At 44.1% G+C, this 20,131-nt stretch carries 19 protein-coding genes; 10 read left to right on the plus strand and 9 right to left on the minus strand.

Annotation, left to right across the window (positions count from 1 at the left end):
* Positions 1-434: 434 nt before the first annotated feature.
* The 4 genes from nagA (at position 435) to asnB (ending at position 6,363) form a co-directional block, all read left to right on the plus strand.
* Positions 435-1,571, plus strand: coding sequence for an N-acetylglucosamine-6-phosphate deacetylase (gene nagA / locus L0992_11785; GenBank protein ID XGB66392.1), 1,137 nt, complete (start codon positions 435-437; stop codon positions 1,569-1,571).
* Between the two features lie 2 nt (positions 1,572-1,573).
* Complete coding sequence (locus tag L0992_11790; protein ID XGB66393.1) at positions 1,574-2,788, plus strand: ROK family transcriptional regulator; 1,215 nt, start codon at positions 1,574-1,576, stop codon at positions 2,786-2,788.
* 84 nt (positions 2,789-2,872) lie between these two features.
* Complete coding sequence (locus L0992_11795; GenBank protein ID XGB66394.1) at positions 2,873-4,459, plus strand: cation:proton antiporter; 1,587 nt, start codon at positions 2,873-2,875, stop codon at positions 4,457-4,459.
* 233 nt (positions 4,460-4,692) lie between these two features.
* On the plus strand, positions 4,693-6,363 hold the full coding sequence (asnB, locus tag L0992_11800) for an asparagine synthase B (GenBank protein XGB66395.1): 1,671 nt from the start codon (positions 4,693-4,695) through the stop codon (positions 6,361-6,363).
* Positions 6,364-6,441: 78 nt separating this feature from the next.
* On the opposite strand, the gene rfaH is transcribed toward asnB, so the two are convergent.
* Complete coding sequence (rfaH, locus tag L0992_11805; protein XGB66396.1) at positions 6,442-6,948, minus strand: transcription/translation regulatory transformer protein RfaH; 507 nt, start codon at positions 6,946-6,948, stop codon at positions 6,442-6,444.
* A gap of 502 nt (positions 6,949-7,450) precedes the next feature.
* Here rfaH and L0992_11810 point away from each other — a divergent pair.
* Positions 7,451-8,845: a peptide MFS transporter gene (locus L0992_11810; protein XGB66397.1), complete on the plus strand. Its 1,395-nt coding sequence runs from the start codon at positions 7,451-7,453 to the stop codon at positions 8,843-8,845.
* Positions 8,846-8,935: 90 nt separating this feature from the next.
* On the opposite strand, the gene hemH is transcribed toward L0992_11810, so the two are convergent.
* From hemH to htpG, 3 genes are all read right to left on the minus strand, one after another.
* Positions 8,936-9,898: a ferrochelatase gene (gene hemH / locus L0992_11815; protein XGB66398.1), complete on the minus strand. Its 963-nt coding sequence runs from the start codon at positions 9,896-9,898 to the stop codon at positions 8,936-8,938.
* Between the two features lie 279 nt (positions 9,899-10,177).
* A complete protein-coding gene (gene adk / locus L0992_11820) occupies positions 10,178-10,822 on the minus strand; it encodes an adenylate kinase (GenBank protein ID XGB66399.1) in 645 nt (214 codons plus the stop codon).
* A gap of 388 nt (positions 10,823-11,210) precedes the next feature.
* A complete protein-coding gene (gene htpG, locus L0992_11825; GenBank protein XGB66400.1) occupies positions 11,211-13,115 on the minus strand; it encodes a molecular chaperone HtpG in 1,905 nt (634 codons plus the stop codon).
* A gap of 271 nt (positions 13,116-13,386) precedes the next feature.
* Between htpG and L0992_11830 the strand changes: the two genes are divergently transcribed.
* From L0992_11830 to L0992_11845, 4 genes are all read left to right on the plus strand, one after another.
* Positions 13,387-14,298 carry a transcriptional regulator gene (locus L0992_11830; GenBank protein ID XGB66401.1) on the plus strand — a complete coding sequence of 304 codons (912 nt, stop codon included), beginning with the start codon at positions 13,387-13,389 and terminating at the stop codon, positions 14,296-14,298.
* A gap of 1 nt (position 14,299) precedes the next feature.
* Positions 14,300-14,815: a regulatory protein ToxS gene (locus tag L0992_11835; GenBank protein ID XGB66402.1), complete on the plus strand. Its 516-nt coding sequence runs from the start codon at positions 14,300-14,302 to the stop codon at positions 14,813-14,815.
* A gap of 114 nt (positions 14,816-14,929) precedes the next feature.
* Entirely contained in the window at positions 14,930-15,685 is a 756-nt protein-coding gene (locus tag L0992_11840; GenBank protein ID XGB66403.1) for a sulfite exporter TauE/SafE family protein, read from the plus strand.
* 18 nt (positions 15,686-15,703) lie between these two features.
* On the plus strand, positions 15,704-16,015 hold the full coding sequence (locus L0992_11845; GenBank protein ID XGB66404.1) for a SelT/SelW/SelH family protein: 312 nt from the start codon (positions 15,704-15,706) through the stop codon (positions 16,013-16,015).
* Positions 16,016-16,038: 23 nt separating this feature from the next.
* Here L0992_11845 and yfcE read toward each other — a convergent pair whose 3' ends face one another.
* From yfcE to L0992_11870, 5 genes are read right to left on the minus strand one after another with little or no spacing between them, the layout of a single operon-like run.
* Complete coding sequence (gene yfcE, locus L0992_11850; protein ID XGB66405.1) at positions 16,039-16,584, minus strand: phosphodiesterase; 546 nt, start codon at positions 16,582-16,584, stop codon at positions 16,039-16,041.
* Positions 16,585-16,631: 47 nt separating this feature from the next.
* Positions 16,632-17,039 (minus strand): CBS domain-containing protein, encoded by a 408-nt coding sequence (locus tag L0992_11855; GenBank protein ID XGB66406.1) that lies wholly within the window; start codon positions 17,037-17,039, stop codon positions 16,632-16,634.
* Complete coding sequence (locus tag L0992_11860) at positions 17,036-17,386, minus strand: P-II family nitrogen regulator (protein XGB66407.1); 351 nt, start codon at positions 17,384-17,386, stop codon at positions 17,036-17,038. The genes L0992_11855 and L0992_11860 overlap by 4 nt, the downstream gene beginning before the upstream one ends.
* Positions 17,376-18,170 (minus strand): DUF1538 domain-containing protein, encoded by a 795-nt coding sequence (locus L0992_11865; GenBank protein ID XGB66408.1) that lies wholly within the window; start codon positions 18,168-18,170, stop codon positions 17,376-17,378. The genes L0992_11860 and L0992_11865 overlap by 11 nt, the downstream gene beginning before the upstream one ends.
* Positions 18,167-18,901 carry a DUF1538 domain-containing protein gene (locus tag L0992_11870; GenBank protein XGB66409.1) on the minus strand — a complete coding sequence of 245 codons (735 nt, stop codon included), beginning with the start codon at positions 18,899-18,901 and terminating at the stop codon, positions 18,167-18,169. The genes L0992_11865 and L0992_11870 overlap by 4 nt, the downstream gene beginning before the upstream one ends.
* Before the next feature lie 301 nt (positions 18,902-19,202).
* Between L0992_11870 and L0992_11875 the strand changes: the two genes are divergently transcribed.
* On the plus strand, positions 19,203-20,117 hold the full coding sequence (locus tag L0992_11875) for a TIGR01777 family oxidoreductase (GenBank protein XGB66410.1): 915 nt from the start codon (positions 19,203-19,205) through the stop codon (positions 20,115-20,117).
* The last annotated feature ends 14 nt before the right edge of the window (positions 20,118-20,131 follow it).

Genomic DNA, 20,131 nt, shown 5'->3' on the forward strand with positions numbered 1-20,131 from the left:
AACTTATTTTAGTCGCTCAATTTAGTCCTATTCAGTGTATTCAATTAATTTTGCTCCGCAAATTAAAACCTTACCATTTGTGATCGTAATCACCAGTTTTTACCAAATCCAGAGGTTTTTGCTAGCGAGATCATAAAACTTATTTTATCATTCAAAAAAATGAACATTTATAGATAAAATCTAGATCTAATGTTTGGGCTAACTGCGGGTTATTTGAGGCAAGCAATGCCAGATAAACCACTGATAACTCTGAGCCTGAACTTATAAATAAAATGAATTGTTCACATATTTTTCAAACACTTAAAATCGCTTCCCATTTTGAAGCCGTTTGCCCATAAAAGATAAATCGTTACGTAAATGATGCTCGCAAACTAAGTACCCATTTAGGTAACGAAGAATTTTTAAAGATCTCACGAAATAAGGATTAGCTGACTATGTACGCGCTAAGTAACTGTAAAATTTACACTGGTAGTGATGTTCTGACCGATCATGCTGTAGTGATCGAAAACGAACTGATCAAAAAAGTCTGCCCTATCTCTGAATTGCCAGAAGGAATTGAGGTTCGCGACCTAGACGGAGCAAACCTAAGCCCAGGTTTCATTGACCTACAACTGAACGGTTGTGGTGGTGTAATGCTGAACGATGAGATCACTGCAGACACTATGCAGATCATGCACAAAGCAAACCTTAAATCAGGCTGTACTAGCTTCCTACCTACGCTTATCACCTCTTCAGACGAAGACATGCGTGCGGTTATCACAGCAGCTCGTGAATACCACAATCAGTACCAGAACCAGTCTTTAGGTCTGCACCTTGAGGGTCCGTACCTAAACGTTGCGAAAAAAGGCATCCACAGCGTCGATCACATTCGTAAATCTGATAACGAAATGATTGAGCTTATCTGTGAAAACAGCGACCTTGTTGCAAAAGTAACTTTAGCGCCTGAGCTTAACGATCCTGAACACATCGAACGTCTTCAGAAAGCGGGCGTAGTGGTTTCTATTGGCCACACCAATGCAACTTATGCAGAAGCGCGTCAAGGTTTCGAGTCTGGTATTACTTTCGCGACTCACCTATTCAATGCAATGACACCGATGGTTGGCCGTGAGCCCGGCGTTGTTGGCGCGATTTACGACACGCCAGAAGTATACGCAGGTATCATCGCCGATGGCTTCCACGTTGATTACGCAAACATTCGAATTGCGCACAAAATCAAGGGAGAAAAGCTCGTATTAGTGACGGACGCCACAGCTCCTGCAGGTGCTGACATGGAATACTTTATTTTTGTCGGTAAGAAAGTATATTACCGAGATGGTAAGTGTGTTGATGAAAACGGCACACTGGGCGGCTCAGCTCTGACTATGATTGAAGCAGTTCAGAATACAGTTGAGCACGCTGGTATCGCTTTAGACGAAGCTCTTCGCATGGCTACGCTATACCCAGCTACGGCTATCGGTGTAGAAAGCAAGCTAGGTCGAATCAAAAAAGGCATGGTTGCAAACCTAGCTGTATTTGACCGAGACTTTAACGTTAAAGCGACTGTTGTTAATGGACAATACGAGCACAATTAAGTATGAATGGCGGACAAATAGGTAACGTAGACTTAGTTAAACAACTAAACAGTGCGGCGGTATACCGACTAATAGACCAACAAGGGCCTATCAGTCGTATACAAGTGGCTGATGTAAGCCAACTCGCACCGGCAAGTGTTACAAAAATTACCCGCCAACTTTTAGAGCGCGGCCTAATCAAAGAGGTTGCGCAGCAAGCGTCTACTGGCGGTAGACGCGCTATCTCCCTAACCACAGAAGTAGAACCTTTTCATTCTGTCGCAGTGCGCTTAGGCCGAGACTATATTCAAATAAGCCTTCATGACCTAGGCGGTCGTGAGTTGGCTTTCCAACAGCAAGACCTGAATTATTCAGACCAGTCAGACCTTACCCAAGGCTTGGTTAATAATTTGAAGGCTTTCATTGCTGAACACCAACCAAAGATCGATCAGCTGATTGCTATTGGCGTTACTCTTCCAGGCTTGGTTAACCCAACGACTGGTGTTGTTGAGTACATGCCAAACACGGATATCGATAACCTTGCTTTAAGCGACATTATTCGCGACACATTCCATGTCGCTTGTTTTGTGGGTAACGATGTTCGAGGAATGGCGCTTGCTGAGCACTACTTCGGTGCAAGTAAAGACAGCCAAGACTCTATTTTAGTGAGTGTTCACCGTGGTACCGGCGCAGGTATTATCGTGAACGGTCAGGTTTTCTTAGGTCACAACCGCAACGTAGGTGAGATTGGTCATATCCAAATCGATCCGCTAGGCGAGCAATGTCAGTGTGGTAACTTCGGTTGTCTTGAAACCGTAGCAGCAAACCCAGCAATCGTTGAACGAGTTCAAAAACTGATTAAACAAGGCTATGAGTCTTCTTTAACAGAGCTTGACCGTATTACGATTCAAGATGTGTGTGACCATGCAATCAATGGTGACGAACTGGCGAAACAAAGCTTAGTTCGAGTAGGAAACCAGTTAGGTAAGGCGATCGCCATGACGATTAACTTATTTAACCCTCAAAAAGTTATCATCGCAGGTGATATTACAAAGGCACAAGAGATTGTTTTCCCTGCAATTAAGCGCAATGTAGAGAATCAGTCGTTAACGACTTTCCATAGCGGCTTGCCTATTGTAGCATCTCAGATCGATAAACATCCTACGATGGGAGCTTTTGCCATGATTAAGCGCGCCATGCTCAACGGTGTGTTGCTGCAGAAGCTTCTCGAAGATTAAAGAAAAATAATTCTGATTTTCCGCGGGCCGTGTTTGTATAAACACGGCCCGTTTTTTTAAGCTAGGGAACTACAACAACAAGTTATGGAACTTATATTAATATCCACTGCGTTTATCGCAGGATTTATTGCTTTAAAATGTCACCTTCCCCCATTAGTTGGTTTTTTGGTTGCAGGCTTTGGGCTTTTTGCCTTTGGCTTTGAAACCAATGACACCATCATTACTTTAGCTGACCTTGGTGTCACGCTGCTTCTATTTACTATCGGCTTAAAGCTCGACATCAAAACCCTACTCTCTAAAGAGATCTGGGCTGGCGCGACAATCCACAACCTTTTGTCCACTCTGTTTTTCGCCGTCGCCCTGTTTGGTTTTAAGTTCTTAGGCATTTCATCGCTGGCTGCCATGTCGGTAGAACAGATCGTTCTGCTCGGTTTTGCTCTTTCATTCTCTAGTACGGTATTTGCGGTTAAGACTCTGCAAGAGAAAGGTGAAATGAATGCGACCTACGGAACGTTGGCGATTGGTATCTTGGTCATGCAGGATATCTTCGCCGTAGTATTCCTAACGGCTTCTACAGGCAAAATACCTGAGTGGTATGCGATTGCTCTGTTTGCCCTGCCCTTACTACGCCCACTGTTCTACAAAGTGCTCGATTGGGTTGGTCACGGCGAGATGCTAGTTCTTTCCGGCATCTTCTTCGCATTAGTCGTCGGTGCTGGTTTATTCCATTTGGTTGGTGTGAAACCAGACCTGGGGGCTCTTGTTCTAGGTATGTTACTTGCTGGTCACCCAAAAGCCTCAGAGTTATCAAAATCGCTGTTTAATCTTAAAGAGCTTTTCCTTGTCTGTTTCTTCTTGAATATTGGTTTGTCAGAGCAACCAACCATTCAAGGCTTTATGCTTGCAATCTTGTTCTTACTGATGCTGCCAGTGAAAGGTGTTCTCTACTTCTTGGTACTCAACCGCTTCAAGTTCCGTGTTCGAACGTCTCTACTCGCCTCATTATCACTGTTTAACTACAGCGAATTTGGCCTCATCGTTGGTGGCCTCGCCTTCAAGATGGGTTGGATGTCGGGTGATATTCTGGTTGCCGTCGCGATTGCAGTTTCACTGTCTTTCCTAATCGCTGCACCTTTAAACCGAGCTGGTCACAAGCTTTATCAGCAGTCAGGTAAATGGCTGAAAGAGCATGCGTCAGAAAAGCTTCACCGACGTGATAAGCGAATTGACCCGGGCCGAGCACAAGTGCTTATTCTTGGTATGGGCCGAATTGGTACTGGTGCTTATGACGAATTACGCTCTCGCTATGGCAAAGTCAGCCTAGGTGTTGAAGTTCGTGAAGAAGCAGCACACAACCACAGAAGCCATGGCAGAAACGTGATTTCTGGCGACGCGACTGACCCAGACTTCTGGGAACGTATCTTAGATACTGCCAATGTAAAATTAGTGATCTTGGCGATGCCTCACCACCAAGGTAATCAAACCGCTTTAGACCAGTTGAAATCTCGAAACTTCAAAGGTCAAATTGCGGCGATTGCTGAATATCCGGATCAACTCGAAACGCTCAAAGAAAACGGTGTTGATGCGGCATTTAATATTTATAGTGAAGCGGGTAGTGGTTTTGCTCGCCACGTATGCGAACAGTTAAACCCAAACATCAATAAAATCTAGCCTAAAACGCCCTCTTCAAATCCTCTCAAAATTGCGAATTTTTGCACTTTTGAGAGGTTTTCGTATAAAAAACCAACTGCAATTAGATATCAAACACCAAAACCAATCAATAATTAGATAATTTCTAACTTAACCCCCTTTATATTATTTTTTTGCTTACATCCGGTTGCTTTTTTTAGCCAGAATGGCAAATTGAATACAGTTGATTTAGAAATTATTTAAAAGGAAGTTCTATGTGTTCAGTATTTGGCATTCTCGACATTAAAAGTGATGCCGCAGCACTTCGCCCAATTGCTTTAGAAATGTCTAAAAAGCTTCGTCACCGTGGTCCAGACTGGTCTGGCATTTATGCTGGTGAAAAAGCAATCCTTGCTCACGAGCGTTTAGCTATCGTTGGTTTAAACAGTGGTGCTCAACCACTATACAGCCAAGACAAAAAGCATATTCTTGCAGTAAACGGCGAAATCTATAACCACAAAGAACTTCGTGCTCGCTACGAAGACAAGTACCAATTCCAGACAGATTCTGACTGTGAAGTGATTCTTGCGCTATACCAAGAAATGGGTGCCGACCTACTAGAAGAACTTAACGGTATTTTCGCCTTCGTTTTATACGATGAAGAGAAAGATGAATACCTAGTAGGCCGCGACCACATCGGCATCATCCCGCTTTACCAAGGCTACGATGAGCACGGTAACTACTACGTTGCTTCAGAAATGAAAGCATTGGTTCCAGTGTGTAAAACAATCAGTGAGTTCCCTCCTGGTAGCTTCTACTCTTCTAAAGATGCAGAGCCTCAGCGTTACTACATTCGTGATTGGAACGAATATGCAGCGGTTCAAGGCAACAGCACAAGCAAAGAAGAGCTTACTGAAGCACTAGAAGCAGCGGTTAAACGCCAACTAATGACTGACGTACCTTATGGTGTACTTCTATCGGGTGGCCTAGATTCATCAATTACTTCAGCAGTAGCGAAACGTTATGCTGCAATGCGTATTGAAGATGATGAGCAATCTGAAGCTTGGTGGCCACAACTGCACTCATTTGCTGTTGGCTTAGAAGGTGCTCCAGATCTTATCGCTGCTCGTGAAGTGGCTGACAAGATCGGTACTGTACACCACGAGATGACATACACGATTCAGGAAGGCCTAGACGCAATCCGTGACGTTATCTACCACATCGAAACTTACGATGTAACGACGATTCGTGCATCAACTCCGATGTACTTGCTGGCTCGTAAGATCAAGGCGATGGGCATCAAGATGGTACTTTCTGGTGAAGGTGCGGATGAAATTTTCGGCGGTTACCTGTATTTCCACAAAGCGCCAAACGCGAAAGAGTTCCACGAAGAAACAGTACGTAAACTGCTGGCTCTGAACATGTTTGACTGTGCTCGTGCAAACAAATCGTTGGCTGCATGGGGCGTTGAAGGCCGTGTACCATTCTTGGACAAAGAGTTCATCGACGTGGCAATGCGTTTGAACCCTGAGGACAAGATGTGTGGTAACGGTAAGATGGAGAAACACATCCTACGTGAGTGTTTTGAAGACTACCTACCAGATTCAATCGCATGGCGTCAAAAAGAACAGTTCTCTGACGGCGTTGGCTACGATTGGATTGATACGTTGAAAGCAACTGCTGAAGCGAAAGTAACGGATAAGCAAATGGAAACCGCCCAGTTCCGTTTCCCTTACAACACGCCAACAACCAAAGAAGGCTACGCTTACCGTGAAATCTTTGAAGAGTTGTTCCCGCTAGAATCAGCAGCAGAGTGTGTACCTGGTGGTCCGTCTGTCGCTTGTTCATCAGCAAAAGCTATCGAATGGGATGAGTCTTTCCAAAACTGTGTTGACCCATCTGGCCGTGCAGTACAAGCCGTTCACAACGATGCTTACAACGCTTAAGACGATTGGTAAATTCTAAGTACTAAAAAAGGCGCATGATGCGCCTTTTTATTTTTAAGCCTATTTTTATTGTTGCATTTATGCGTGAGCTTGCAGTGCTTCGTTCTCAATACTGATAGGAACCACTTGGCTGATCATTTTTACGAGCATAATAGAGCGAGCTTCACCATCTTTCTGATGGAAAATCGCTTCAATGCCAGCGAACTGGCCACTCTTAATCTTAATCACCTGCCCAGATTCAAACTCAACACAGCAATCTTCAGTTTCGTTACTGCAACACTTCTCAAACTCTTTAAGTTCAAAAACTAAGTCACCTTGGACTTCATGCGGTCTTGCGCCGAACTTAATAAAGTCGACTACACCACGCGTTGAACGAACGGTCGTAAAGCTAGGACCTTGTTCATAGTCAAAGCGAACAAAGATGTAAGACGGGAACAGCGGCTCTTTGACCTGCTTCTCTTTCCCTCTAACCACCTTTTCGACTTCTATTTGAGGGTAAAAGCACTCTACCCCCTGATTTTCTAGGTGCTGTTGAGCGCGTTTTTGATCACCACGCTTACAGTAGAGCAAATACCAACGTTTCATTTTACTAGCCATTTTCTATTTTTGGACATTTTACCACAAGCCTAAAACGGTTTAATCACCGTTAATAAAATGAAGACTGATAAGCAAGAAATTATGCGTAACAGACCAACTTATCAACAAAAAGTCATAGGTCCGAAAAGTGGTTAAGCATTGTACAGGGATCATTTACAGATAAAAAGGCGCATTCTTGTAAGCGTATGTATGCCATACCAATAAAACATACCATACCATATAAAGCCAAGAATGATACAACAAGCCAATGTATTTCACTTTTGCTATTCGGTAATTCTTTTGAAACGCTCACTACGCATCCAGCTCAAAACTGGAAAATTAGTTTGCAGCACGCATTATCTGGGTGACATCGCACAGAAAATCCCTTATTTTCATAAACTTATAAAAATAAGTTATCGTAACCATAAAAGACACCTATTGCAGATGGTTATTCCACTCTGTATACATAAGTGACTATAAAATCTTTTAATACCTAAAATTAGTAAAACTTATGCCAAGCACTCACAACATCTTTGGCCACCCTAGAGGCCTATTTCTACTATTTAGCACAGAGCTATGGGAACGTTTCTCCTACTATGCAATGCGTGCAATTCTTGTTTTATTCTTAACTGATACCACCCTTAATGGTGGCCTTGGTTGGTCAACAAAAGACGCACTAGATCTCTACGGTATCTACACAGGTTTAGTCTACATCACACCATTAATTGGTGGCTGGATTGCCGATAACTACCTAGGACAACGTAAATCGATCCTAATTGGTGGTGTATTGATGGCTCTAGGCCAATTCACACTGGCTCTACCTAACGGCTTTATTGGCTTAGACCAAGTCAACGCTCTGTACCTTGGTTTAGCACTGCTTATCAGTGGTAACGGTATGTTTAAGCCAAACATCTCGACCATGGTTGGCGACTTGTACCAAGAAGGCGATAACCGTCGTGATGGTGCTTTCACCATTTTCTACATGGGCATCAACTTAGGCGCACTACTTGGTGGCTTGATTTCGGGTGCAGCAGTGGATTCATTCGGTTGGAAAGCAGGCTTCTTGGCTGCTGGTATTGGTATGGTTATTAGCTTGATCATGCAAATGACGATGGCTCAATCTTGGTTAGGCAACATCGGTTCTGTACCTGCGGCTGCTCGAGCAAAAGAGCTGAACAAATCGAAAGAGAAAGCGCCACTGACTAAAGAAGAATTCGACAGACTAAAAGTGATTCTGATTATGGGTCTGTTCGTGATCGTGTTCTGGGCTGGTTTTGAACAAGCTGGCGGCCTAATGAACATCTACACTCAACAATATACTGACCGTATGATTGGTGGTTTTGAAGTTCCAGCTGCTTGGTTCCAATCTCTAAACCCATTCTTCATCATTACACTTGCACCGATCATCGCTGCATTTTGGGTGAAACTAGGTAAGCGTGAACCAAACTCACCTGTTAAGTTTGCGATGGCGTTGTTCTTCTTAGCACTTGGCTTTGTGTGCATGATGGGCGCGGTAATGGAGCAAGGTGGCGACCTAACAGTGAAAACATCGATGTTATGGCTAGTCGGTGCATTCTTCTTCCATACCCTTGGTGAGCTTTGTTTATCGCCTATTGGCCTGTCGTTGGTCACTAAGCTAGCTCCGCTTCGTTTAGCATCACTAATGATGGGTGCTTGGTTCGGCTTCAATGCGGTTGCAAACTACGTAGCAGGCCTAGTGGGTTCTCACGTTGGTGAGCTTGGCGCGATGTCTATCTTTGGTGGTATCGCGATTACAGCAACAATTAGTGGCGTATTACTGCTTCTTTGTGCTGGTAAGCTTGTATCATGGATGCATGGTGTAGAAACCAACATGACGCTTGAAGCAGAGCCAAAAGCTGAGACAGCAGAAACCTCTGTTGCTTAATCTCTAGATCCATTTCAAGAAGAAACATCAAGATCAAAAAGGGCTGCTCAATGAGCAGCCCTTTTGTTATCTATTCAATCGACACATCAGTTAGCGATGAAGCGCTACCAGTTCAGCCATCATGTCGATATGTGAGTCTCTGTCGTTAAGACACATGATATAGCTAAACTCAGAACCACCAGCGTCAATGAAAGTCTCTTTACACTGGTCTGAAATCTCTTCCAATGTTTCCAAGCAATCCACCGAGAATGCAGGAGCCATGATATCAATCTTCTTAATACCTTTTCCTGGCAATGACTCTAGCGTTTCGTCTGTGTAAGGCTTCAACCACTCCTCTCGACCAAATCGAGATTGGTAGGTCATGGTGATGCCTTCTTCAGATAAACCTAGCTCTGCTGCAAGCAGTTTTGTCGTAGCTTCACAGTGTTGCGGATAAATATCGCCTTCATCAGCTAAGCGCTTCGGAATGCCGTGGAACGAACAAACCAAGTGATCGGCTCTGCCATTTTTATCCCAATGACTGCGAACGCTTTCAGCCAGTGCTTTGGCATAGCTCGGGTGTGAATAGTAATCGCGAATAAAGCGATAGCTTGGGATTACAGGCATCTGCTTAAAAGCTTTGGTTAAGCCATCAGAAACAGCCGCTGTTGTTGTGCCTGAGTACTGAGGGTACAAAGGCAATACAATGATGTCTTCTACGCCCTGCTCCATCAGTTGTTCGATACCCGTCTTAAGGCTTGGGTTACCATAGGTCATTCCCAATGCAACCGGCATCTCTAATTTTTTCTCTAGCTTTTCCGCTTGTCTCTGCGAGTAAACGAGCAAAGGTGAGCCATCATCCATCCAAACCGACTGATATAGCTTCGCGACCTTAGGTGAACGAATAGGAAGAATCACCCCATGCAGAATAGGACACCAAAGCCAACGAGTTAGGTTCACTACTCGCTTGTCGTGCAAGAATTCACTCAAAAATCGACGAACGCCAGCTGGGGTCGCAGAATCTGGCGTACCTAAGTTCACCAGTAAAACGCCCTGCTTTTTATTATTTTCCATAGATACCTGAGACCAATATGTGATTTTCTGGAAAGGAATATACTAATCTGCATAAGTTTAAGATCATTGCTTCCCACTAAATGTCTGAATAATCATTCTTTAAATGGGATATCACAACATCTACTCTCGATTGTGAGCCACCTTCATCGAAAACGGTTTCGTCTTGAATGATGTGCAATCAAATTATCTAGATTGGTATCGTACTAAAAATTGAAACAAAAAAAGCGACCCTTAAGGTCGCTTCCAATATATCAAATTCTAAAACTGGCTGTTAGCCAATTATGCTAGTGCTTTCTCAAGTTCTGCACTAACTTCAGCAACTTGCTTAGTACCGTCAAACTTAAGGTACTGAGTGTTGCCTGCTTCAGCTTCTTTACCGTAGTAAGAGATAAGCGGAGCTGTTTGATCGTGGTATACGCCTAGACGTGCACGAACTGTTTCTTCTTTGTCGTCATCACGTACAACTAGCTCTTCGCCAGTTACGTCATCTTTACCTTCTTCTTTAGGCGGGTTGTACACAGTGTGGTATGTACGGCCTGAAGGAAGGTGAGCACGACGACCAGCCATACGCTCAACAATCACATCGTCAGCTACGTCGAATTCAACAACGTAATCAACAGCGATGCCCATTTCTTTTAGGCCATCAGCTTGTGGGATTGTGCGTGGGAAACCGTCTAGTAGGAAACCTTTCTCACAGTCATCTTGAGCGATACGCTCTTTGATAAGACCAAGGATAATTTCATCAGAAACTAGCTGACCAGCGTCGATTACTGATTTTGCTTGCTTACCAAGCTCAGTACCCGCTTTGATAGCAGCACGTAGCATGTCACCAGTTGAAATTTGAGGGATACCAAATTTGTTCATGATGAAGTTAGCTTGAGTACCTTTACCCGCGCCAGGAGCACCTAGAAGAATGATGCGCATGTTTAATCCTCTTATAAAATTATGATTTATACCGAAGCTCACTATCCCACCTTCCTCGTTCATATTTAAGATAAACAGGAAAAGTTAGGTAACAGCTGAGGTTAAGCAAAACTGTAAACAGAAGCAAAACGGTAAGTTTCGGTATAACGTTTAAAAATCATACAACTGGAAGAAGTTAGTTCCTAGCTCCAGCTGATTAGGTCGAGCATTCTATCACATTAATATTCAATTTGGCTGAATTTACGACTAAAGAATGTATCGGCAACATTTGTTGTGACGATAACGGTGACGTTGACCACGTTTAATAGATTTTCAGCGACGTTCATAAAAAAAGCCCGCATTTGCGAGCTTTTTATTACAATTGTTGGCTTAACCTAAAGTCGAAAGACTAACGCTTTGTCAGTAGCTCGTTGATTGCACCCAAGAATTGTGACGGATCTTCCATTGAGCCCTTTTCAGCCAGCATCGCTTGACCAAGTAGCAACTCAACCCAGCGACCAAACGCTTGCTCGTCTGCTTCCTCGGCCATCTGTTTAACCAGAGCGTGCTCAGGGTTAATCTCGAAGATGTACTTCACTTCAGGTGCCGCTTGACCTGCGGCTTCAAGAAGCTTAGCCATTTGCGTACCCATTTCGAAGTCGTCAGTCACAACAACAGCTGGTGTTGTTGCTAACTTGAATGTTGTGCGAACTTCTTTAACACGGCCACCAAGGTAAGATTGAGTGCGCTCTACAACAGACTTGAACTCTTCTTCAGTCTCTTTCTGCTTCTCTTTCTCTTCTTCACCTTCAAACTTGCTTAAGTCTAAGCCCGCTTTTGTGATCGATTGGAATTGTTTACCATCAAAGTCAGTTAGGTAGTTCATTACGTACTCATCAATGCGATCGTACATTAGAACCACTTCAATACCTTTTGCTTTAAACTGCTCCAAGTGTGGGCTGTTCTTAGCTGCTGCGTAGCTATCTGCTGTTAGGTAATAGATCTTATCTTGGCCTTCTTTCATGCGCTCAACGTAAGATTCTAGGCTGATAGTTTGTTCAGCAGAATCCACTTCCGTTGATGAGAAACGAAGTAGACCCGCTATCTTCTCTTTGTTCGCCATGTCTTCAGCTGGGCCTTCTTTCATCACTAGGCCAAACTCTTTCCAAAACTCTAGGTACTTGTCGTTGTCATTCTTCGCCATGCGCTCAAGCATAGTCAGTACACGCTTAGTACATGCGCCACGAAGAGACTGAGTCACCTTGTTATCTTGCAGGATTTCACGAGACACGTTCAGAGGCAGATCGTTTGAATCAATCAAACCGCGGACGAAACGCATGTAAGATGGCATGAACTGTTCAGCATCATCCATGATGAATACACGCTGCACATAAAGCTTTAAGCCGCTCTTATGGTCACGGTTCATCATGTCCCAAGGTGCTTTAGCTGGAATGTAAAGCAGGCTTGTGTAGTCGTTCTTACCTTCAACCTTGTTGTGGCTCCACGTCAGTGGATCAGCAAAGTCGTGAGATACGTGCTTGTAGAACTCTTGGTACTCTTCTTTCTCGATATCAGATTTGTTACGAGTCCAAAGCGCTTGCGCCTTGTTAATCTGTTCCCAATGCTTCTCTTCGGTGTCTTTACCTTCGTCATCTTTCACGGCTGTGAAGATAGAAACAGGGATACCGATATGATCAGAGTATTTACCAATCACTTCACGCAGGCGCCATTCGTTTAAGAACTCTTTACCGTCTTCACGCATGTGCAGAATGATGTCAGTACCGCGAGATTCTTTAGTGATGTCTTCGATGGTGTAATCGCCTTCGCCAGCAGAGTGCCATTGAACGGCTTCATTGTTTGCTAGGCCAGCTGCACGTGTGCGAACCGTTACCGCGTCAGCAACGATGAACGCAGAATAGAAACCAACACCAAATTGACCAATCAATTGAGAGTCTTTGCTTTGGTCTTCAGATAGCTTTGAGAAGAAGTCTGCAGTGCCTGATTTAGCAATCGTACCTAAATGCTCAATAACGTTGTCACGGCTCATGCCGATACCGTTATCAGAAATCGTTAAGGTATTTGCTTCAGCATTAAATGAAAGTTTTACACCTAAATCAGCATCACCTTGGTAAAGGTCACCATTAGATAGGGCTTGAAAACGAAGCTTGTCAGCCGCGTCAGATGCGTTAGAGATCAGCTCACGTAGGAAGATTTCTTTATTTGAATACAGTGAGTGAATCATTAGATGAAGTAGTTGTTTTACTTCAGATTGAAAGCCACGAGTCTCTTTATTTTGCGTTGCCGTTTCGCTCATTTTTACTCCAAAACATCTATACTTTATGTTGAATAACCATAGGGGCGTAACACTTGATGCCACTCTTATGTTCATTAACATGAGGATGACAAATGTAAATTCAAGGTCAAAAATCATAAAAACACTGTTTTTTTGATCTGTTTTTATTATCCTTGAGTCTGATAAATATAAAAGAACATAAAAGAAGCCATGATTTGGTGAAGAATTAACTGAACTTCACCTGAGATTTGTCTATTTCGCACCCCAAATCATCCAAAAGTAGAAGAATTCAATGAGCAATATCGGCACAAAGTTTATTCTCGCACAGCGGTTTGTCTTCGATCCAAACAGCAACTCACTTGTTGACCAAATGAGCGACGGCGAAGTCGTACGCCTTGGCAGCAATGAAAGCCGCATTCTCCTGATGCTGTCGGAAAGACCCAATGAAGTTATCACTCGTAATGAATTACACGAGTATGTTTGGCGAGACCAAGGCTTTGAGGTTGATGACTCTAGCTTAACGCAAGCAGTATCGACACTAAGGAAGATGCTGAAAGATTCGACCAAATCCCCAGAATTCGTAAAGACAGTGCCTAAACGCGGTTATCAATTTATTGCAACCGTTGAGCGCTCTGCACCACTTTCATCAAATGATCAGCCAGTAGCTGCTGAAATTACCGAAAATGACGTAGAACCTATCTTGACGTTTGCGACGCCTACAGCGACTGAAGAAGCGATCACTGAAACGGTTGAATCAGAGCCAGTAGCAAAGGTTCAAGAAACCAATGTCGAAGCTGAACCAGCTCGATCTCCTGCTGCAACTCCGGTTAAAAGCACAAATAAGTGGTTAACGTTTTGGTTGCTGCTTATTGCTTTCATCATGCCGATTCTCGTTTTAACGTTTACTAACCCGGCAGAATCAGAGTTCAAAACATTAGCTGAAGTGGATGGCGTAAAGGTTCAATCACCAGTTAACCACCCAGATCTTAGCAGTTGGCTGCCAGCGATAGAGAAATGTGTATTGCGTTACAACACCAATCACACTGGCATGCTAAAGCCGACTGAAGTAATTGCAACTGGTGGACAAACCAACAACCTTGCCCTCAACTACATTCACCCGCAAGACTACTCGAGCGAGAATGTAACCCTAAGAATTTACGCAAACCAGTCGGATGTAAACGACATTTGTAACGGTGGTCAGTAACATGAAATTAAAAGTATCGATTATTTTACTGGTTCTATCTGCATTTTTGAGTGGTTGGTTATATTGGGGAAGCGATGCAAAAGTAGAGCGCCTACTTACTGCACATGAATGGCAATCTAAGATGGTCACTCTGATTAGCGATAACAAACAAGCTGACTCAATCGGCCCACTTCGCAAAGTTGAACTGTCATCGAATGCGAAATACCTACCAAATGGTACATATCTGAGAATGTCAGTGGTTAGACTGTATGGTACTCAAACTGAGCCTGCGAATGTCATCAATATTTCGGAAACGGGTCAGTGGGATATCAACGACAACTACCTCTTGGTTTCACCAACAGAGTTTAAAGATGTGACTTCTGCTCAGCGCCAAGATTTTTCGGAAGGGCAGCTCGAACTGATCACTCAGGTTATTAAGATGGATGCAGAACAAAGCCGACGTATCGACATCGTTAACCCGAAAGCACTGCTATTGACTAGCTTAAATCACGGTTCAACAGTGTTGTTTTCAAACTAACATTGGAAAGCTATTTACTGTGTATCAATAGCTGAATACCATGAAGCGGTAAACCAATAGAAAAGGGGCATGATGCCCCTTTTTGTTATCTAAAACTTACAAGTACGAAATTCTATGGATTGGATAAACTCACTTGCCCTCTTTTTTGGTTCATTGATTGCCAATACCCTCGCCTCCTTATCGGGTGGTGGTGCCGGGCTACTTCAATTCCCACTGCTTATCTTTCTTGGCCTCCCCTTTTCGGTCGCCTTAGCAACACATAAAGTCGCCAGTGTCGCTCTAGGTTTGGGCGCTGCTTATACGCATATTAAAAGCGGCACGCTCAGCTGGAGAATTTGTTGCTACCTGATCCTTGTTGGCAGCATCGGCGTTGTTATTGGAGCAAATATCGTCTTACTGATTCCAGATGATATTGCACAAAAGCTGCTTGGGGCGATGATCTTAGCGCTGGGCATATATTCCCTACTAAAGAAGCAATTGGGACAAGAGGAACAACTCAAGAATAGAGATACTAAAGGTTGGATTATTGGTGGCATTGGGCTTGCGCTGATTGGCATCATCAATGGCTCGCTCACTGCCGGATCAGGGCTGTTGGTGACCTTGTTTCTTGTTCGCTGGTTTGGTTTCACTTATAAGCAGGCAGTGGCACTCACCATGATATGTGTTGGTCTGTTCTGGAATGGCATCGGCGGTATCGCAATCGTACAAGCTGGTGCACCGATATACTGGTTGTGGCTACCCATACTTCTACTTAGCTCATTTATAGGCGGAAGCCTCGGTGCATTTCTTGCCAACCGTTCAAGCAATCAGCTCGTCAAAACCGCTTTTGAAATATTGACGTTTGCCGTCGGTATCAAACTACTGATATAGAATTTAAAAGGATTAGCTATGAATACGGAATCAAATCCAACCACGACAACAATATTGAAAGCGACGATAGCCATACACTATTGCCGTCAATGCAATTGGATGCTTCGCTCAAGTTGGTTGTGCCAAGAATTGCTACACACCTTCAGTGAAGAGATAGAACAAGTCAGTCTGCACCCTGATACGGGCGGACGATTCGAGATCTTTTGTAATGGGATACAGATTTGGGAAAGAAAAGCGGACGGCGGTTTTCCTGAGGCTAAAGTTCTGAAGCAAAGAGTACGGAACATCATTGCTCCAGACAAAGACCTCGGCCACGTAGATTCAAAGTAAAGCCACGCGACCGATTTTGTCATTTAAAGCTCACCGCTCACAATCAGGTCACCTTCAAGGCTAATCACTTTGAAGGTGTTGTCTTCATATAGACCATAGCTTGCTGCGTGCCCTTCTCGTGGAAATGTCACTGAGCTAGGGTTGAAAATAAAGATATCATCTTGGTATTCAGCAATTGGGATATGGGTGTGGCCGTGAGCAATAATATCGCCCGCTTTCAATGCTGGTCGCTTCGTTGTGTTGTACAGGTGACCATGAGTTAAGAAGATACGCTGACCTGACTCAAGCAGTACCCATGAGTAATCCATCATCATTGGGAAAGACAACAGCATCTGATCCACTTCGCTGTCGCAGTTACCACGAACGGCAATGATCTCTTGAGAAAACGCATTCAACTTCTCTGCAACCGCCGGCGGGTTGTATCCCTCTGGAATCGGGTTTCTTGGACCATGATTCAGAATGTCACCCAATAGAACCAAATATTGCGCACCAGAGGCTTGGTATAGCTCTAGTACTTTTTCTGTTGCTGGCAGCGAACCGTGTAGGTCTGAAGCAAAAAATAATTTCACACGTACTTCTCCATAAAATTTGTGAGCCTATTGTACGTATCTAACCGCTACACGTCATCTCTCGCCATACCGTTGATCACGATATTATTGTAACTAACCATACCGACTATTTTATGGTCACTGACCACAGGGGCACGACTGATACCAAAACGCTCAAATAAGCGTGCACAATACTTCACATTCATATCGGCAGACACGCTCAAAGCCGGTTTAGTCATGATTTCATAAACGTTAGTGCGCTTAGGCGATCGGTTCTTGGCTAACACTTTCTTAGCGATATCATTCATCAACACGATGCCGTATTCATCATCCTCATGGCGTTTATCGACGATGATGGCTTTTACTTTGTGCTTTTTTGCCATCTCAATCGCTTCTAACACCGTCGTTAGCCCATCAATAATCACATAAGTGTTAGCCATTACATCGCTTACTCGAATTGTCTCACCCGTATTCATAGCTCATCCTCCACAACCTTGGTTAGTGTTTCGACTTGGTGCGCGACCCCGACCGCATCCTCAACATCGATCTGAACAGCAATGCCTTGTCCTGACTCTTGGTCGAACTCTCCGACTTCACCAATGGTTTCTAAAATATGTCTCGCCAAATGCTCTTCGACGACAAACAGCAACACATCTTTTTGCACCTCCAAAGTTAAGCCAAAGAAGGTGGTTTTTTGGTTTAAGCCTTGCCCTCTGGCATTGTTAATCACCGTTGCTCCAGTTGCGCCCGCATCACGCGCGGCATCGAGCACACTGTCTGTCTTGCTCTCTTCTACAAACGCTAAGATAAGTTTAAAGCGCATCTTTGCTCTCCTTAGAGGTGTGTAAACGGTTTAACCATTGTGTTATTTGGGCATAGCCCATCACTGAAATAATCGGAAATAAGCTGGCGAAAGCAATCAACCCAAAGCCATCAATCACAGGGTTTCGCCCAGGTACAGTTGAAGCGAGGCCTAGCCCTAACGCCGTCACTAATGGAACGGTCACGGTGGATGTCGTCACTCCGCCAGAATCATAGGCCAATGGGATGATCAATTTGGGGGCGTAAAAGGTTTGGATAACCACGACAACATAGCCAAAAATGATGTAGTAATGGATCGGATCGCCCGCAACGATCCGATAGCTTCCGAGTGAGATGCCGATAGCCACTCCTAGTGCAACTGCGACTCTCAGCCCATTAACACTGATACTGCCGCCTGAGACTTGATTTGCCTTAATCGCCACCGCAATCAACGAAGGCTCGGCGATCGTGGTACTAAAACCAATGCAGAATGCAAAAAGGTAAACCCAGTAATAATCAAACCAAGCTAATGTCAGGCCAGAGCTAACCTTAAAATCAGTCAGAAAGCTAGGTTCGGTCAGTTGCATGGCCATCGTCTCCCCTAAGGGAAACAACGCGAGTTCCAATCCCATCAAGAAAAGAGATAAACCAAGGATGACGTAGAAAAAACCAATCAGCACCTTGGCTAAATTGTTCACAGGTTTACGTAGCACCGCTAACTGAAAACCAAAGATGATCACCGCAATCGGAATCACATCCATCACGGTGCCTAAAAAGGTGTCGATAAACTGCTGAGCACTGATCATGTCGCCACCATCCCGTAGACCATGACAAACATCATCGGCAACAGTGACGCAAAGGCGATCAACCCGAAACCGTCGATCATTGGATTACGGCCCTTGATTGCTGAAGCTAAGCCCACTCCTAATGCAGTGACCAACGGAACGGTGATGGTTGATGTTGTCACCCCACCAGAGTCATACGCTATCCCAATGATATTTTCAGGGGCGAAAGCGGTAAGTACTACCACGCCAATATAACCACCGATGATCATGTACTGAATTGGCCAACCTTTTAATATTCGCAATACCCCAAGTAAGATGGCAATACCAACCGACAATGCTACGGTAAAACGCAGACCATCTGCATATTCTTCCATTTCATCAAGATTATTGGGGATAACACCTCCCTCGGCGGCCACTTCCGCAGCTTCAGCCGCCACCGCAGTTAACGCAGGTTCTGCAATGGTTGTTCCAAAGCCCAAACAAAAAGCAAATGTCAGTAACCAGAACACACTCCCCTTGCGAGCAAAGGCTTGAGCCATAGACTCACCGATTGGAAATAGGCCCATTTCTAGGCCAAATATGAAGAAGGTCAACCCAAAGACCACCAGCACTAAGCCAGTTAGAATTGATAACAGATGAGGAAGCGGCTCTTGCAACACAGCGAGCTGAAAGAAGGCGATCACCGCGACAATCGGCAACAGATCTCGGAGGCTACCTAGCATGGCTCGAAACAAAGCAAGTACTGCTGCCATCACCACTCCTTATCGCTGAAATTGTGTCGGGTTATTAGTTACTAATAATCATGGCAAATCCTTATCATTCCTTATGTGATAAATATTACGCAGTTGGTAACATATCCGAGTAAAATCCATAAGTGTGATAACGGTACACATCTTGGCCAAATGAATTTTATTTCACTCATTCTTTAATTTTAAAAGGCGTAATTTGGGTATCACACGATTGAAACCAACTGATCGTTATAGTGATTTTTTCGTATTGATTGGCGATTAAAAACAAGCCATGTCTATAATTATGTTTAATAAGGAGATTGGTATGAAGATATTGTTAACTGGTGGTACTGGATTTATTGGCTCTGAATTGGTTAAAAGCTGGAACACTGACGATGTGACATTGCTGACGCGGAGCCCTGAAAAAGCAAAGCAAAATCTAAATCACCTGAACCAGAACAACCTTCATTACATTCAATCCCTTGACGAACTGAGCAATCTTAATGACTTCGATGTGGTGGTTAACCTTGCTGGCGAACCGATAGCCGACAAGCGTTGGAGCGAAGAACAAAAAGAGAGAATCTGCAGTAGCCGCTGGCACATCACAGAAAAGTTGGTCGAGTTAATTCATGCCAGCAGCAATCCGCCTGAGGTTTTCATTAGTGGTTCAGCCGTCGGTTATTATGGCGATCAACAACAACACCCGTTTGATGAATCATTACGAGTAGAGGATGACAGCTTCCCTCATAAGGTTTGTGCTCACTGGGAAGAAATAGCTAAGCGAGCTCAGTCAGATAACACGCGAGTGATACTACTCAGAACGGGGATTGTATTGGGAGAAAATGGCGGAGCATTAAAGAAGATGCTTATGCCTTACAAACTTGGCGTAGGTGGGCCTCTAGGTTCTGGCAAACAGTACATGCCATGGATTCACATGCTAGATATGGTGAGAGCCATTAACCACTTGTTGTCGATTCCTCACGCTCAAGGCGAGTTTAATATGTGTGCGCCGCACCCTGTGACTAACAAACTGTTCAGCAGTACGTTAGCCAAACAATTGGGCCGACCGCATTTCTTGTTCACACCAAAATGGGCAATGTCACTTCTGATGGGAGAATCATCGTGTTTGCTATTTGATAGCATCCGCTCCAAACCAAAGAAGCTCACCGAAATGGGATTCATTTTTAGTTACTCAAGAATCGAGCCTGCACTAAAAAACTTGTTACAACATCAAGACTAATTCTTTACCCTAGA

Source organism: Vibrio pomeroyi (assembly GCA_041879425.1).
Classification (GTDB): Bacteria; Pseudomonadota; Gammaproteobacteria; order Enterobacterales; family Vibrionaceae; genus Vibrio; species Vibrio pomeroyi_A.

Excerpts from the sequence above, each read along its gene's own strand:
- L0992_11835 (XGB66402.1), top strand. The coding sequence starts at position 14,300 with ATGAAATTAAAAGTATCGATTATTTTACTGGTTCTATCTGCATTTTTG.
- L0992_11845 (XGB66404.1), top strand. The coding sequence starts at position 15,704 with ATGAATACGGAATCAAATCCAACCACGACAACAATATTGAAAGCGACG.
- L0992_11860 (XGB66407.1), bottom strand. The coding sequence starts at position 17,386 with ATGCGCTTTAAACTTATCTTAGCGTTTGTAGAAGAGAGCAAGACAGAC.
- asnB (XGB66395.1), top strand. The coding sequence starts at position 4,693 with ATGTGTTCAGTATTTGGCATTCTCGACATTAAAAGTGATGCCGCAGCA.
- rfaH (XGB66396.1), bottom strand. The coding sequence starts at position 6,948 with ATGAAACGTTGGTATTTGCTCTACTGTAAGCGTGGTGATCAAAAACGC.
- L0992_11830 (XGB66401.1), top strand. The coding sequence starts at position 13,387 with ATGAGCAATATCGGCACAAAGTTTATTCTCGCACAGCGGTTTGTCTTC.
- L0992_11840 (XGB66403.1), top strand. The coding sequence starts at position 14,930 with ATGGATTGGATAAACTCACTTGCCCTCTTTTTTGGTTCATTGATTGCC.
- L0992_11875 (XGB66410.1), top strand. The coding sequence starts at position 19,203 with ATGAAGATATTGTTAACTGGTGGTACTGGATTTATTGGCTCTGAATTG.
- htpG (XGB66400.1), bottom strand. The coding sequence starts at position 13,115 with ATGAGCGAAACGGCAACGCAAAATAAAGAGACTCGTGGCTTTCAATCT.
- L0992_11790 (XGB66393.1), top strand. The coding sequence starts at position 1,574 with ATGAATGGCGGACAAATAGGTAACGTAGACTTAGTTAAACAACTAAAC.
- nagA (XGB66392.1), top strand. The coding sequence starts at position 435 with ATGTACGCGCTAAGTAACTGTAAAATTTACACTGGTAGTGATGTTCTG.
- adk (XGB66399.1), bottom strand. The coding sequence starts at position 10,822 with ATGCGCATCATTCTTCTAGGTGCTCCTGGCGCGGGTAAAGGTACTCAA.
- L0992_11810 (XGB66397.1), top strand. The coding sequence starts at position 7,451 with ATGCCAAGCACTCACAACATCTTTGGCCACCCTAGAGGCCTATTTCTA.
- L0992_11855 (XGB66406.1), bottom strand. The coding sequence starts at position 17,039 with ATGAATACGGGTGAGACAATTCGAGTAAGCGATGTAATGGCTAACACT.
- hemH (XGB66398.1), bottom strand. The coding sequence starts at position 9,898 with ATGGAAAATAATAAAAAGCAGGGCGTTTTACTGGTGAACTTAGGTACG.
- L0992_11865 (XGB66408.1), bottom strand. The coding sequence starts at position 18,170 with ATGATCAGTGCTCAGCAGTTTATCGACACCTTTTTAGGCACCGTGATG.
- L0992_11870 (XGB66409.1), bottom strand. The coding sequence starts at position 18,901 with ATGGCAGCAGTACTTGCTTTGTTTCGAGCCATGCTAGGTAGCCTCCGA.
- L0992_11795 (XGB66394.1), top strand. The coding sequence starts at position 2,873 with ATGGAACTTATATTAATATCCACTGCGTTTATCGCAGGATTTATTGCT.